Consider the following 14,793-nt stretch of genomic DNA (forward strand, 5'->3'; position numbering starts at 1 on the left):
AACGCTCGCTGATTGTAGTCTTGACCTGCGCTAGAATAGTGGCATCTGAATGTCCGGGCGCATGGAGGCGTGCGCCCGTATGCCGAGGAGGACTTTATGGCAACTGTTGCCGCACCTATCGATGCTACGTCGACTGACGCTTGGAAGGCGCTCGAGGCTCATCAGGAGAAGCTCGAGGCCGAGGGTATCGACCTCAAGGCCTGGTTCGCCGCCGATCCCGAGCGTGTGAACAAGCTGAGCTTTGACGCCGGTGACCTGCACTTCGACCTGTCTAAGAACCTGGTGACCGACGAGACCGTCAAGCTCCTGTGCGACCTTGCCCGCGAGGTGAAACTCGAGGAGCGCCGTGACGCCATGTTCTCCGGCGAGCACATCAACACCACCGAGGACCGTGCCGTCCTGCATACCGCGCTGCGCCGCCCGGCCAGCGAGAAGGGCCAGCTCATCGTCGACGGCCAGGACGTTGTCGCCGACGTGCACGAGGTCCTCGACCGCATGTACGCCTTCGCCGAGCGCGTGCGCTCCGGTGAGTGGAAGGGCGTTACCGGCAAGAAGATCGAGCACCTGGTGTCCATCGGCATCGGCGGCTCCGATCTGGGTCCGGTCATGGCTTACGAAGCCCTGCGTCCCTATGCCGACGCCGGTATCGATTGCCGCTACATCTCCAACATCGACCCCAACGACCAGGCCGAGAAGCTCAAGGGTTTGGATCCCGAGACCACGCTCGTGATCATCGTCTCCAAGACCTTCACCACGCTCGAGACCCTCACCAACGCCCGCGAGGTCAAGACCTGGATGCTCGAGCAGCTCAAGGCTCAGGGCGCCATCGATGGCTCCGATGAGCAGAACGCCGAGGCCGTGGCAAAGCACTTCGTCGCCGTTTCCACCGCACTCGAGAAGGTTGAGGCCTTCGGTATCGACCCCGCCAACGCCTTCGGTTTTTGGAACTGGGTCGGCGGCCGCTATTCCGTTGACTCCGCCGTGGGCCTGTCGCTGATCGTCGTGCTCGGCCCCGAGCGTTTCCAGCAGTTCCTCGAGGGCTTCCACGCCATCGACGAGTACTTCTGCAACACCCCGCTCGAGAACAACGCCGTCGCGCTGATGGGCCTGCTCAACGTCTGGTACGTTAACTTCTTTGGTTCCAAGAGCCACGCCGTGCTTCCGTACTGCCAGTACCTGCACCGTTTCCCGGCCTACCTGCAGCAGCTCACTATGGAGTCCAACGGCAAGCATGTCCGCTGGGACGGCAGCGCCGTGACCTCCGACACCGGTGAGATCTTCTGGGGCGAGCCCGGCACCAACGGCCAACATGCCTTCTACCAGCTGCTGCACCAGGGCACTGTGGTGGTTCCGGCCGACTTTATCGCTTTCGCCAACACTGCCAACCCTGCGACAGACAGCGGTCAGGACGTGCACGAGCTGTTCCTGGGCAACTTCCTGGCCCAGACCAAGGCGCTCGCCTTTGGCAAGACGGCCGACGAGGTGCGCGCCGAGGGCACGCCCGAGCAGATCGTCCCGGCCCGCTGCTTTGAGGGCAACCGCCCGACGACCTCGATCTTTGGCGACACGCTGACCCCGTTCGCACTCGGTGAGCTCATCGCCCTGTACGAGCACATCACGTTTGTCGAGGGCACGGTCTGGGGCATCGACTCCTACGACCAGTGGGGCGTTGAGCTGGGCAAGCAGCTTGCCAAGCAGATCACCCCGGCCTTCCACGACGACGCCGCCAAGGCCGAGCAGGACGCTTCGACCCAGGCGCTCATCGAGTTCTATCGCGCGCATCGCAAGTAGTGCTCAACCATTTTCGTCAGACTAGACTTTCTCATTCGCATATGGCCTCCGCATCGTAGTGGTGCGGAGGCCATATTTTAGGCTGGTTAATTGTGCGGCTTTGAAAACGTCAGTGTTTCGAAGACATATCTTTTATCGTTTTGTTTAATTTATGCTGCTGGATAGTTGAGGCAACTGCGGCAATGTTGGCATCGCGGCGAGCTTTTTGCGCGATTTCATTCTGGTTTTCAAGAAGTGCATTTTGCTGTGACGCGAGCTCATTTGCTTGCTGCTGTGCGCGAAGTTTGGCCGCTTCGAGATTTCGATTGATGTTCTCGTCGTATTTTTCGATAGCGCGCTTTACGTCAAAATCTGAGGTCGAAATCATTGAGTAGATGAAATCCAAAGCTTCGATATTTCGATACTGGACTGGCACGATTCGGGTCTCATCGTAATGCTGGGCGAGCTCTTTTGATAGCTTTTCCAGCTCGGCTTCTGCCTCGCTGAGTTCTGCCGCGTTCTTTTCTTTCCAGGCCTTAAGTTCTTTTTTATAGTTTGGCAATGTAACGTTTTCGTATTCGGTTTTTGCCAAAGCAAATTCCGCGTCATACTTCTGCTGTGCTTTGCGAGTTTCCTCTTGCGCTTGTGCACAAAGTTGTTTGTATTCGGCGGATTCCTTTATCTGCTCATAGCTGGCTTTTTTCTGAGCTTTATAAACTTTGAAGTAGTAATAGAAAACCCATACAAGCCCAAAGGCAACAATTTGACCGATGACCATCAAGAAGGTTATTCCCGTAAAAAGTGTCAAGAGCACAAGCAGTATTCCAACCAGCCATGGACCGACCATTCTCGGAATATCGAGCTTGACTGTTGTCTGAATTGGAGGTTCGTTGTAAACGGCTTTTTGCAATACTGGTGGTTTAGGCTCGGCTTTGCAGAAGGTTTTAAATCTGACTGAGGTTACAGTTCTTTTGCTTGTTGAACCTGAATCTCTAAATCAAGAGCTCTTTTGACGGCTGCAACTTGATCTTCATATCCCATCGTGTTCCCCCTTCTATTTGATGGGCTAAACATTTACGTCTTTATTTCGATGCAGAGCGCTGCCCTATTCTTTCTAAGAACGATTTCCAGTTAGCCTTCCTGACGGCTTTACGTATCTTAGAAATGTCATCTGGGCAGATATTGCTTTGGTTCTGATAATGCTGAGCAAATGAAATGTAAAAGCCGTCTCCCGGCGCAAAGTCATTCTTTTTATACCCGACCATTGCCGACAAGCAGGGATACTGTTCTCTCGCGCAGGCCTCTTGAACTGAATCCAGTGGAGCGCCGAGTGAGCGTGGGGACATCCTCAATTCGGCTGCTAAATCTGAGTATGCCACAGGATGTTCGCCGTTATTTGTGAGCTTCAAAATGGCTTCTACGGTACGTATTGTGTCTTGGTTTACATCGGAGCAGTCTCTTGTCTTCATAACTGCGCCTCCTTACGCTAACTACTCGTTTGCATAGTATCTGTCCCATTCTACAAATGCAAACTCTCTGTTTGTTGTGCAATAAATGCTGCGACTGTACGTTTTCTTGCATGCGAGCTAGAGATTTTCAGGACTTCAATTACTTATTAGGGCGGCGTCTGCAGTTGCTGCGCAAAAACTGCGGCTTTTCGCAAGAAGACGTGGGAGAGGCTCTGGGAATGGATCGCGTTTCGATTGGTTACATTGAACAGGGAAAGCGCGCACCTCGGTTGCAAACACTATTTGCGCTTGCCAACTTTTATGGGGTCGAGATGAAGGCATTATTTGATTTTGAATAGTTCCGGTGCTTTTGTTCAGTCTTGTGGGGGCGTGGCGCTTTGGCGCTTTGTGCGGTGAGGGCGGCGTTGAAACCTTGCTTGTCGAAATCGTAACGGGAGAAATTGCGCTCATCATCGCAAGTAGGATTTGCTGCAAAAGCTAACGAATAGGTGAAAGGGGCCCGTATCCGTTGGGATACGGGCCCCTTTCTGTTGTCGGTCGGATGCGATGGGTCGCGCAACGTCGTTAGCGGTCGGATTCGACCTGGACGCTTTGGGCTTCGGGGAGTTCGGCGTAGAGCGGATGGTCTTCGAGCCTAAAGCGCTCGACCTGTTCGGGAGTGCGACCGCGTACAAAGAGCCACGAGCGATCGATCGGCGTCGCCATGAGCGTGCTGGGCAGCGCGTCGGCGCGGTCGGAAAACACCCGGGCGCTCTCGGGATCCTGGAACGCCAGCACCAGATGCGTGTCGCAGTTGCCCATGACGGAGCGTGCGCGTGCCTCGCCATAGAGCGCATCGAGCTGGTTGGTCGACTGCAGCAGCAGCGTTGCCCAGATGTTGCGGCTTCGGATAATCGAGAGCACGTTGTCGATCTGGGGGATCTGCAGATTTGCGAAGTCATCGAGCATAAAGCGCACGGGCACGGGCAGGCTGCCGTCGGGCTGCCTATCGGCCTCACGAATGAGGCCCATAAACGCCTGCGAAATAAAGAGGCCGGTCAGCGGATCGAGATTGCGGTCAATATCGCTCACGGTTACAAACAGGGCGCAGGGGGTGTGTCCCATGGAAGCGAAGTCCACCTGATGGCACTCACGATAGAGCTGTGCCGCACCGTCGAATCCCAGACACATGACCTTTTCGGCAAGGATGCCGACGATGCTCGCGTGCATGCGCTCGGCATTTTGCGTAATGGCGTAGCGCCGCCATAGCGAGAGGGCATAGCTTTGGGGGTCGGTCGTGATCAGGTCGTCAAACAATCGACCCGTGGCACCGTCTTGCAGGTGCTCGATCAGCTTGATGACCGAGCTGATCGTCTGCTCGTCGGCGGGTAGCTGTTCGGTGACGTAGGCGATAAGACACGACAGCAGGTTTGCCGCCGCATGATCCCAAAAAGGCTGGTTGTTGTCCTCGATGGGGCAGATGGCCTTTGCCACCGAGAGGATGTCCTGCTGGTTGGGCCTGCCGTCCGCCTTGCGGCGAATGTGCCTCAGGGGGTTGTAGCCGCAGCGCTCGATGCCGGGCGCAAGGGCCGGGACGGTGTTGAGGTCGGCGAAGTTGAGACATTGCACGCGGTAGCCGTGGGCTGCCAGCACGGGTCCCACTTCACGACAGAGCGTGCCTTTGGTGTCGAGCACGATGTAGCTTGCGTTCATTTGCAGCAGGTTGGGCTTGAGGACGTTTCGGGTCTTGCCGGCTCCCGAGGGGCCGATCACAAGTGCGTTGTTGTTGAGTCCCGTTTGGCGGGTGTCGCAGGAAAGCGTTCGATCCTTGGCGAGGATGGTGGACGATGCGGACTCAGATGCGGCGAGGCGGCTGGCGAGGTTAGACATGGGCGACCTCCTTGGTGGTCGAGAGGATTTCGTGGGCAAAGCCGAGCTCGACGGCGCGCTCGGCCGAAAGGTAGGTGTCTTTTGCAGTGAGGGACTGGATGCGCTTGGGCGTGAGGCCGCTGCGGTCCGAGAGGATTTGCGTGAGGGTCTTGCGGGTCTCCATGAGACGCCGGCTGGTTTCCTGCAGCGCAAGTGCCGAGCCGCCTGCCCCCTGGGGGATCAGCGGGTCGTGAATCATGAGCTCTGCATGGGGCGCCATACGGCGATCGTCGCCGCCCATAAAAATCACGGCGCCCATGGACGCGGCGAATTCCAGGCAGACGGTGCGGATGGGGCACGATGCGAGGCGCATGGCGTCATAGATCGCAAGACCCGATCGCACGCTTCCGCCGGCGCTGGCGACAAATATGGTGATGGTGCGGCTGGGGTCGGTGGCATCGAGCAGGCGAATCTGCTGGCATAGGTCGTGGGCCATCGGGGTTTCGATGTTTCCCATGACGGAGAGCTCGCGACGGGCGAGCATCTCATCGTAAATGCTGGTGAGCGTGATACCTCGGGCGGATTCACGCATGGTGAGGGGGCTGATGATGGGGGAATGATTGGTGTCCATGAGGACTCCTTTCTGTTGGTTGTGTTGTGGAATAGGATTGTTGCCCGCGGAGGGGCTGGCGGGCTACAGGGTTCGTCCGAGCCTGAGATCGAGCTCGGTTGTGGGGCAGGCTACCTGTTCGTGCGGCTCGCAAGCGCCAAGGGCTCCAAAGCGATGGAGCGTTGCGACGGGCGTGGTGTAGGCGAGCCGCAGCTGATGCTCGACAGGGGCACATCCATCATTTTTGTAATGAGCCGCGTAGTACTGCGCGATGCTGGCGTTCATCTCGCTGCCATTGCGATGGCGCTCAAACTGGCGTCTGCAGGTCTCGATGATCTTTGCTACCGACTTGGGTGCCGTCGCGGGAACAAGGGCGAGATAGCCCTCAAATAGCTCGTTGATGCTCAGGAGGCACAGCAGGTCGATCAGCGTCCTTATGGCTGCTCCCCCGGCGGAAAAGTGCGCGGTCATGCGGTTATATCGGTCGCGGTCAACGATGGCCGCATGGGGTCTTGGAGTTTTCTGCCCCGTGGTCCCGGGCTTTTGCCGCGCCTGTGTATTGAGCTCGACGTTGCAGCGCTTGAGGCCGTCCAACGGAAGGAACAGTGCGGTGCGCAGGGTGTTCCGCTTGCTTTCGAGTTCATGACGCTCGTCGGGTTCCCATTCGAGCTTGAGTTTCGTGTCGAGCGCCGTAAGCATATGGGCTAGGCAGCCTACGGTAAGAACGTACGAATCGTTGTCGCGTTTTGGGGCATAGGGGTCTGTCAGCTTGCGAATATCGGGGTCGCCCATGATCTTTGCGCAGCGCTTCAGCAGTTGAGGGTGGTCGGCCAAGATCGTCGCGAGCGGTAGCGACGCGTAGTTCTTGATGGTCGCGGCGGCAAAGGCGGCGTCATATTCGTTTGCATATGCTCGCTCAATGCGGGCATCCAGAATGCTTTTCTTATCGCCGTCTTCAGCGTGGTGGTTTGTCATAGCTTCTCCAATCGGTTGATGTTCGTGCTGTTTGTTGATGTGTTGGTTGTCGTGAGTGATGTGCTTGCCGTGGGTGATGTGCTGACGTTGGGGTGCTATGCGGTTTTCAATGAGCCCGTGAGGCAGTTGCTGCAGGGGCGGGATGGAACGGCCCATGCAAGGCGGAAGGCATCGTGCTCAAAATCGAGACAGCAATGCTCTGGGTGCCTCACATGTGGCAGTTACCTCATTAAGTTGTCATTGCGTTTGGGGTTGTATTTTGCCGATCTTCCTTCTCTTACACGCTAAAACTCAAACTTCATATGCTCGATCTACTTAAAACCGCAACGGCGGTCTTTTATCAACTTATATGTCGGAACGCGTCTTTGCAAGTACTTTTTTGCGTTTGTTTCAAATGGGGTGGTTTTGCAACCGTCATGCGCGCGCTGTGCGAACGTGCCCCGGCTCGGATAAGATAGTGCGCGATAAAAACGATGCAAGGAGGCACATATGGCAATTAAAGCCATCGCAATGGATATCGACGGTACGCTTACCAACGATAAGAAGGTGATCAGCCCGCGTACGCGCGAGAAGCTGCTTGCGGCGCAGGAGTCGGGCATTAAGCTCATTTTGGCTTCGGGCCGTCCCGCATGGGGGCTGCACGCCTTGGCGCAGGAGCTCGACCTCCAAAACCATGACGGTCTGCTAGTTGCCTTTAACGGCGCGCATGTGGTCGACGCTCAGACCGACGAGGTACTGTTCGATCAGGCCATGCCGGTCGACGAATTGCATCGCCTAATTGACCATCTTCGCAGCTTTGACGTGATCCCTATGATTTCGCTCGGGCGTGACCTGCATGTAGAGGACTCGTATCGCTGCATGATTACGCTGCCGGACGGCTCGCAGAAGAATATCGTCAAATACGAGCGCGACGCCTGCGATCTTAAGATTCGCGAAGTCGAGAGCCTTCATGAGGTGGCGGATGCCTATCCGGTGGACAAGCTACTCACCGCGGGCGATCCGGCCTATCTGCAGGCGCATCACGAGGAGATGTACGCGCCCTTTACCCAGACGCTGTCGGGTATGTTTACGGCTGACTGGTACTTTGAATATACGGCGCCCGGCATCGACAAGGCTCGTGCGCTCGAGGGTGCCCTGCCCAAGCTCGGCATCGATGCCAGCGAGGTCGTATCGTTTGGCGATGGCCAGAACGACAAGTCCATGATTGAGTGGGCCGGCACCGGTGTTGCCATGGGCAACGCCGTCGATGAGGTTAAGGCTGTAGCCCAGATGGTGACCGCCAATAACAACGAAGACGGTATTGCGGTAGCGCTGGATAAGCTGCTGGGTTAGAATCGCCGATTAATGCATGGTTCGGGCGCCTGCTCGCGGGCGTCCTTTTGTTAGGGAGGGTGCCGTGTCCGCATTTCCGTTCGACGCCGTTATCTTTGACATGGATGGCGTCATCGTCGATACCGAGTATTACTACCTGGGGGAGACTGCCGCGTTTGCCAAGGAGCTTGGGTTGAACCTGACCCAAGAGGAGCTGAACGGGCAGATTGGCACCTCGCATCAGTTCTTCCTGCATATGCTGGTCGATTGGTTTGAACGCGCCGGTAAAGGGCACTTCACTGGCGAGGAAGCGTTGGCCCGTTGGGACGAGTGGGCGCATAAGCGCCCGCGTGACTACCAGGCTTTGATTAACCCGGGCGCTGTGGATACGATTCGAGAGTTGCCGCGCCGCGGCGTTCGCGTGGCGCTGGCGAGTTCGTCTCCCATGGACAGCATCGAGGAAGTGCTCGATGCATGCGGGCTGTCGGATGCCTTTGAGTATGTGGTGAGCGGCGAACAGTTTAAGGAGAGCAAGCCCGAGCCCGACATCTACCTGCATGCGCTGGATCTGTTGGGGCTGCCTGCGGACCGTTGCTGCTGTGTTGAGGATTCGGTGCCTGGTATCACTGCCGGCAAACGCGCGGGGTTAACGGTGATTGCCAAGCGCGAGGAGCGCTTTGGCTTTAGCCAGGATGCCGCGGACAAGATTATCGACCAGCTGCCGGAACTGCTCACGCTTTCTTAGGAGCGCGGTAGTTGCGCGTTTTTCGGGTCTGATGAGTAAATTGCCGACATTTTGGTGCGACACCTAGCATACTTTAAGCTAATGCGGGCTTAAGGACTTGTTGAATGCCCCTAAGCCCGTTTTAGACTTAATTGCGCTTGGAGAGGGTATATGCCACCGACTGAAGGGCTAACTGACGGTAAAGCAGCGATACCGCTGTACCAACAGGTTATCGATATCATCAAAAACGAAATCAACTCCGGTGCCTACAAGGCAGGCACGCGGATACCCAACGAATTCGAATTGGCTGAGAGCTATAAAGTTGGCCGCGTTACCGTGCGACGCGCTATTGAGGAGCTCGTCCAACAGGGCTATCTAACGAAGCGACAGGGGAAAGGCACGTTTGTCAATGCCCCCAAGCTCAAGCGCAAGATTCGCCAGAAGGATGACGTCCAGAGTTTTTCGGACGCATGCCGCGCTAACGGAATGGAACCGGGGGCGCGTGTCATTTCGAGAAAGATACTGCCGGCGGATTCCACCGAAGCACAGTTCTTTGGTGTTCCCGTTGGAACTGACTTGATCTGCGTTGAGCGCGTGCGTACTGCCGATGGCGTCCCTGTCATGCTCGAGAACAACATATATGTTTACGAGGACAACGCCTATCTATCAACGGCACCTCTATCTAACCAATCCATTTTTGAGTTCGTGCGCAACCGGACGGGCCGCACGCCCGCGTTTACCGACCCATGCACGCTTGAGATCGCGTGCGCGTCGCCCGAGGTCGCTCGGTTGTTGGCAGTTCCCGTTGGCGAACCCATGTTTTATATGGAAGCCTTCTTTTTCGATGAGCAGCGGCGGCCGTTTATCATCGGTCGTCAGCGGATCGTTGGGTCTCGCTACGTTTTTGACATCTAGGACATTGCGTATGGAAACGTCCGGCGAATCATCTCACCGGACGTTTCCATACCGTTCACGGCGCAAACGCAACCGTTCAACCGCGTTGCGGCAATCAGTTTGAAATTATCTTGATGACGAGAAAAGCTGCTGGTAATCTATAGAACGTCGTAGAACGTTTGCCTTGTGCAAACGTTGAAGCGAGATGCGATGCAGTCTCGAGTTCTTTGGAGGTATCTATGTCAGATACGAAGGCGAAGAAGACAAACAGACGTTTTAAGTTCAAATTACCGCATGTCTATACGATCATGTTCTTGCTGATCGTTGTCTTTGCGGTCTTGACTTGGATCGTTCCCTCTGGTCAGTATCAGCGCAAGACGATTTCGACAGCGGCGGGCGAGCGTGAAGTCGCCGTTGCTGGAACCTATGAACAGGTCGATAAGAACTACACAGATTCCGAGACCGGCGAGACCATCAATCTGGGTCAGGATATCTTCGCGGTCCTGCAAGCGCCCACTAAGGGCATCCAGGAGGCTGCCGACGTCGTTGCGTTTGTCTTATTGATTGGCGGATCGTTCGCAATTATCACCAAGACCAACGCTTTGAATGCCGGTATGAGCCGTGTGATTAAAAAGCTCAAGAACAAGGACATCCTCATCATTCCCATCACGATGACGTTGCTGTCCATTTGCGGCACCACGTTTGGTATGTCTGAGGAAGCCCTGCCGTTCTATGCCATCTTCATTCCCATCATGATGGGTATCGGTTATGACTCGATGACGGCATTCATCATCTGCTTCCTTGGTCCTAACCTGGGATATTGCGCTTCGACCATCGACCCGTTTAATGTTTTGATCGCCCAAGGCATCATTGGCATCGAGGGCAATCCGCAACTGTGGCTGCGCGCCGTTTCTTGGGTCATCTTCACTGCCGTCGGTATCGCATGGGCCATGCGCTACGCCATGCGCGTCAAGAAAAACCCCGAGTCGTCCATTACGTACGAGGACGATAAGCTCAAGCGTATCGAGTTTTCCGTGATCGATGCCTCCATCGAGGAAGAGTTCACTATCCGTCAGAAGCTCGTGCTTATCGATTTTGCTTGCGGTATGGGCATTATCGTCTGGGGTCTTGTTACCCAGGGTTGGTACATGAATGAGATTTCCGCCGTGTTCCTTGGCATGGGCTTGCTTGCCGGTATCCTGGGCGGTCTTGACCAGCAGACGATTGCTGAGGAGTTCGTTAAAGGCCTCGCCGACTTTGCGTACGCCGCCATCGTTATCGGTATCGCTCGCGGTATTCTGGTCATCGCCGAAGGCGGCATGATCATCGACACCATCCTCCAGGTGCTCGCTACTGCGCTCGCCGGTGCACCCGCCGCCGTCTACACCACGTTTATGTATATCGTCCTTGGCCTGCTCTCTTTGCTGGTTCCCTCGAGTTCTGGCCTGGCGGCACTCACCATGCCCGTTATGGGCCCCCTGACCGAGCTCATGGGCCTCAATCCCGAGGCGGCCGTTACCGCGCTCCAGTTTGCCAACCAGACCATCAACACCATCAGTCCCGTGGCGGGCATGACGGTTGCCGGCCTTGGCGTGGCTAAGATTTCGTTTGGCCAATGGTGGAAGACCATTTGGAAGTTCTTCATCTTCATGGTCGTGTTTGGCTTGGTCATTACTGCCATTTCTGGCATGCTTCCGGCGTAGGTGATTATAATGTCCGATCGTTTGACGGTCCTGACGTCTAAGAGCGTCTTTACCGGTACGGGGGACCTGCCGTTTGAAGGTTTCGTAGCGGTCCGTGACAATCGAATTGAGGCGGTTGGCACCAAGTGTGAGGTAGCTTCGTATTTGACCCAGGCGGACGAGGTAGTTGACCTGGGCGACCGCACTGTCATGCCTGGCCTGATCGATGTGCATACCTTCTATACAGGCTGGGCGCTGCGGACGTTGGGGTCTGATCTGTCCGGCATCGCTGATGCCAAAGAGGCCGTGTCGCTCTTGCGTGCATGGAAAGAAGATCATCCGGATTGCGCGGCGGCTTTTGGCCACAACCTGCCCGAAACGTTGGCATCGGATGCCGAGAACGCAAATACGGCAGCTGTGTTTGACGATTGTTTTGGCGATATCCCTGTCGTCTGCTTTACACCGGGTGCGGAGACCTGCGTTCTCAATGCTGCCGCCAGTGCGCGATACGGCTTCACACCCCAGGCGTGTTATGCCGAGAAGATCTGGCGCATGATGAGCGATTTCCTCTCGCTGCCCGAGGTACGTGCGGGGTATTCGGACTACATGGGCATGCTTAACGAGCGCGGCGTTACCGCCATCAAGGAGATGGCGTTTGATGACTACTACGGTTTTGCCGACGAAATGGCTCGCCGTGAGGAATCTGGTGAGCTGACGGTTCGCGTCTCTATGATGTCGCAGCCGGTGGGTGCCGGTGCAAATCTGTCATATGCTCGCGAGGCACGAGAGCGCTTCCGGGGTCCGTTCGTTCGTTTTTCTGGCTTCAACCGTATGACCGATCGCGGCGTATGGGCGGGGCTTGCCGAGATGATTGACCCCTATGAGGACACGGCCGATGCGGGCGCTGCCGGCAAGACGGTTGTCGAGGAGCCCGAGTGGGATCTGATTGAGAACGAGCTGCGCGCAATTGATGCTGACGGCTTCCGATATTCCTTGCATTGCCAGGGCGATGGCGCCGTTCGTCGCACCGTGGCGCTCTATGCCTCGCTGCCTCGAGACGAGCATGGACGGTTGCTTCGCCGCCATGCGATTACCGATCTCGAGAACTCTGATCCGACCGATCTTGTCGAGTTTGGCAAGTTAGGTGGAATTTGCGAGGTCTATCCGCAGATTTTGACGCTGGACCGGCGCGAGGATTGCCTGTCGATGATGTGTCGACAAATTGGCGAGACGCGACTTTTGCACAGCTGGAATCGCCGCGGCATGGAAGATTCCGGATGCACGGTGTGCTGTGGTACGGATTTGCCGCTGCTGATTCCGAGCCTGGGCGAGTCAATCTACAGCGCGTGCGGCGGATACTTCGACGATGGACTGCCCGTGAATGAGGCCAACGCGCTGACACTTGTCGAGCTCTTGCGCGCTTGGACTGCCGGCGGCGCGTACGATCTGATGCGCGAAGACGAGCTGGGTACGCTCGAGGTCGGCAAGCTTGCCGATATCTGCGTGCTCGATCGGGATGTGTTCGACCTCGATTATCACGACGCACGCAATCTTGCGGTTGATATGACGATGTCGGACGGACAAATCGTGTTCGATAGAAATAGGGAGGCATAAGATGTCTGAATCCAAGCCGACGCTGCGCCGCGAACAGATTGCGGGCATGAATATCCACTACATCATGTGGTCGCTCGATTACTTCCTTGATGTGCAGCAGCGTTTGGGCTTTGAGTCCATTGAGCTGTGGTGTGCAGAGCCGCATGTGACACTCGACCATACGGGCTACTTTGAGGCTGAGGCCCTGGCGAAAAAAGCTGCAGACCGTGGGCTTAGGTATCGTACTCTGTGCCCCGAGAATGTTGTCTATCCTTGGCAGTACTGCGCACGCAAACCGCTGCATGAACAGCGCAGCCTGGCGTACTTTAAGCACGGCATTGAGCTTGCCGGGGTACTTGGGTGCGACCGTATGTCCGTCAACTCGGGCTGGGGCGACTGGGACGAGGACCGCGAGGAAGCCTGGAAGCGCAGCCGCGAGCACTTGTCCATTCTGGCGGAGTATGCCGGCGAGCACGGTCTGGTGCTTACGATGGAAAGCCTGCGTCCCGAGGAGAGCAACCTTGTGACGACGGTTTCCGATGCGAAGCGCATGATTGACGAGGTCGCGAGCCCGTACTTACAGCCCATGGTTGATACAACCGCGATGGGCGTTGCAGGCGAGACGCTTGAGGACTGGTTTGCCGCCTTTGGTGATGGGGCAATTCACGAGATGCACTTTATCGACGGCGACCCGTATGGCCATCTGGTGTGGGGCGATGGCAAGCGCGATATGGACGCCTTCGTCGCCACACTCAACGCCCATGGTTTCGACGGCATGCTGGGCCAGGAAATCACGGACGGCCGTTACTACGATGACCCGGCGGCGGCAGATGCCAAGAACATGGCCGCATTCGAGAAATATCTGATTGACTAAAACAACTATCGGCCACGCAGCCAACGTCATTGATTGCGGACTAAACAAGAAAGGAACTGGATATGAACGCACACGATCTGATCAAAGAGGCAATTGCCGAGAAGGGCAAGTTTGACAGCGTCTACTGGATTGCTTGCGGTGGTTCCATGATCGATTTGATCCCGGCTCATGAGCTTCTGCAGCGCGAGGCAACCACCTTCACTTCGTATATCTATACGGCTCGCGAGTTTGATATCATGCGCCCACGCCGCTTGGGTGAGAAATCCCTGGTCATTGCTTGCAGCCACAGTGGCAACACCCCCGAGGTCGTCGAGGGCTGTGAGATTGCCCTTGCTGCCGGCGCTACGGTAATCGCCCAGACCGACAACGCTGGATCCAAGATTGACTCCGGCAAGTGGACCACGTGGGTCTACCCGTGGGGCGAGGGTGTGCCGCAGGCCGAGGTCCCCGCTGGCATTTCGCTGTCGCTTGCGGCAGAGCTGCTCGATCAGCAGGAGGGCTACGCCGATCTTGCCGATATGTATGCCGGTATCGCCGAGATGGATAAGATTCTTCCCCCGGCACGCGAGAAGGTAAATGCCGAGCTGGGCGATCGTTTTGCCAAGCTTTGCCAGGAGCATGAGTTCTTCTATATTCTGGGCAGCGGTCCCAACTTTAGCCAGACCTACGGTTTCGCTATCTGCTCTCTTATGGAGATGCAGTGGCAGCACTGCAGCTACATCCACTCTGCCGAGTACTTCCATGGCCCCTTCGAGGCTACTCAGGATGGCGTTTTTTACTTCCTGCAGATGGGCTCCAGCGAGTGCCGTGCTATGGACGAGCGCGCCCTGGCGTTCCTTAAGACGCATACCGATACGCTGATGGTGCTCGATGCCAAGGAGTACGGTATGGAAGCCGTGCCGGCGAGCGTCCGTGCCTATCTGGACCCGGTGCTGTTCTACGCCATGAACTGCGAGCTGCGTGCCGCACGCGGCAAGGTGTTTGACCATGATCCCGATTTCCGTCGCTACATGGGCGTCGTCGAGTACTAGAGGGGTAAATAC

14 protein-coding genes are annotated in these 14,793 nt (G+C 56.5%); 9 read left to right on the top strand and 5 right to left on the bottom strand.

Annotated elements, in window-relative coordinates:
* Window positions 1-96 precede the first annotated feature (96 nt).
* Entirely contained in the window at window positions 97-1,791 is a 1,695-nt protein-coding gene (pgi, locus tag DWZ22_RS05170) for a glucose-6-phosphate isomerase (RefSeq protein ID WP_118405635.1), read from the top strand.
* A gap of 109 nt (window positions 1,792-1,900) precedes the next feature.
* Here pgi and DWZ22_RS05175 read toward each other — a convergent pair whose 3' ends face one another.
* Both DWZ22_RS05175 and DWZ22_RS05180 read right to left on the bottom strand, forming a co-directional pair.
* Window positions 1,901-2,680, bottom strand: coding sequence for a hypothetical protein (locus DWZ22_RS05175; RefSeq protein WP_147352266.1), 780 nt, complete (start codon window positions 2,678-2,680; stop codon window positions 1,901-1,903).
* Window positions 2,681-2,852: 172 nt separating this feature from the next.
* Window positions 2,853-3,239, bottom strand: a complete 387-nt coding sequence (locus DWZ22_RS05180) for a hypothetical protein (protein WP_118405607.1) — start codon at window positions 3,237-3,239, stop codon at window positions 2,853-2,855.
* Between the two features lie 110 nt (window positions 3,240-3,349).
* Here DWZ22_RS05180 and DWZ22_RS10665 point away from each other — a divergent pair, with 110 nt between their 5' ends.
* Entirely contained in the window at window positions 3,350-3,577 is a 228-nt protein-coding gene (locus tag DWZ22_RS10665; RefSeq protein WP_158573299.1) for a helix-turn-helix transcriptional regulator, read from the top strand.
* Between the two features lie 226 nt (window positions 3,578-3,803).
* On the opposite strand, the gene DWZ22_RS05190 is transcribed toward DWZ22_RS10665, so the two are convergent.
* From DWZ22_RS05190 to DWZ22_RS05200, 3 genes are all read right to left on the bottom strand, one after another.
* Complete coding sequence (locus DWZ22_RS05190; RefSeq protein ID WP_118405609.1) at window positions 3,804-5,108, bottom strand: VirD4-like conjugal transfer protein, CD1115 family; 1,305 nt, start codon at window positions 5,106-5,108, stop codon at window positions 3,804-3,806.
* Window positions 5,101-5,718, bottom strand: coding sequence for an ATP-dependent Clp protease proteolytic subunit (locus DWZ22_RS05195; protein ID WP_118405610.1), 618 nt, complete (start codon window positions 5,716-5,718; stop codon window positions 5,101-5,103). Before DWZ22_RS05195 ends, DWZ22_RS05190 begins: the two co-directional genes overlap by 8 nt.
* Before the next feature lie 63 nt (window positions 5,719-5,781).
* Window positions 5,782-6,672: a hypothetical protein gene (locus DWZ22_RS05200; RefSeq protein WP_118405611.1), complete on the bottom strand. Its 891-nt coding sequence runs from the start codon at window positions 6,670-6,672 to the stop codon at window positions 5,782-5,784.
* Window positions 6,673-7,161: 489 nt separating this feature from the next.
* Between DWZ22_RS05200 and DWZ22_RS05205 the strand changes: the two genes are divergently transcribed.
* The 7 genes from DWZ22_RS05205 (at window position 7,162) to DWZ22_RS05235 (ending at window position 14,781) form a co-directional block, all read left to right on the top strand.
* On the top strand, window positions 7,162-8,004 hold the full coding sequence (locus tag DWZ22_RS05205; protein WP_118405612.1) for a Cof-type HAD-IIB family hydrolase: 843 nt from the start codon (window positions 7,162-7,164) through the stop codon (window positions 8,002-8,004).
* A gap of 64 nt (window positions 8,005-8,068) precedes the next feature.
* Window positions 8,069-8,728, top strand: coding sequence for an HAD family hydrolase (locus DWZ22_RS05210; protein WP_369831507.1), 660 nt, complete (start codon window positions 8,069-8,071; stop codon window positions 8,726-8,728).
* Window positions 8,729-8,878: 150 nt separating this feature from the next.
* Entirely contained in the window at window positions 8,879-9,622 is a 744-nt protein-coding gene (locus DWZ22_RS05215; RefSeq protein ID WP_117763775.1) for a GntR family transcriptional regulator, read from the top strand.
* Between the two features lie 218 nt (window positions 9,623-9,840).
* Window positions 9,841-11,304 carry a YfcC family protein gene (locus DWZ22_RS05220; RefSeq protein WP_117763774.1) on the top strand — a complete coding sequence of 488 codons (1,464 nt, stop codon included), beginning with the start codon at window positions 9,841-9,843 and terminating at the stop codon, window positions 11,302-11,304.
* A 9-nt stretch (window positions 11,305-11,313) separates the two neighbouring features.
* Window positions 11,314-12,897 carry an amidohydrolase gene (locus DWZ22_RS05225; protein WP_117735293.1) on the top strand — a complete coding sequence of 528 codons (1,584 nt, stop codon included), beginning with the start codon at window positions 11,314-11,316 and terminating at the stop codon, window positions 12,895-12,897.
* A gap of 1 nt (window position 12,898) precedes the next feature.
* Window positions 12,899-13,750, top strand: coding sequence for a sugar phosphate isomerase/epimerase (locus DWZ22_RS05230; RefSeq protein ID WP_117763773.1), 852 nt, complete (start codon window positions 12,899-12,901; stop codon window positions 13,748-13,750).
* 62 nt (window positions 13,751-13,812) lie between these two features.
* Window positions 13,813-14,781, top strand: a complete 969-nt coding sequence (locus DWZ22_RS05235) for an SIS domain-containing protein (protein ID WP_022094440.1) — start codon at window positions 13,813-13,815, stop codon at window positions 14,779-14,781.
* Window positions 14,782-14,793: the final 12 nt, after the last annotated feature.

Source organism: Collinsella sp. AF31-11 (assembly GCF_003475605.1).
Taxonomy (GTDB): Bacteria; Actinomycetota; Coriobacteriia; order Coriobacteriales; family Coriobacteriaceae; genus Collinsella.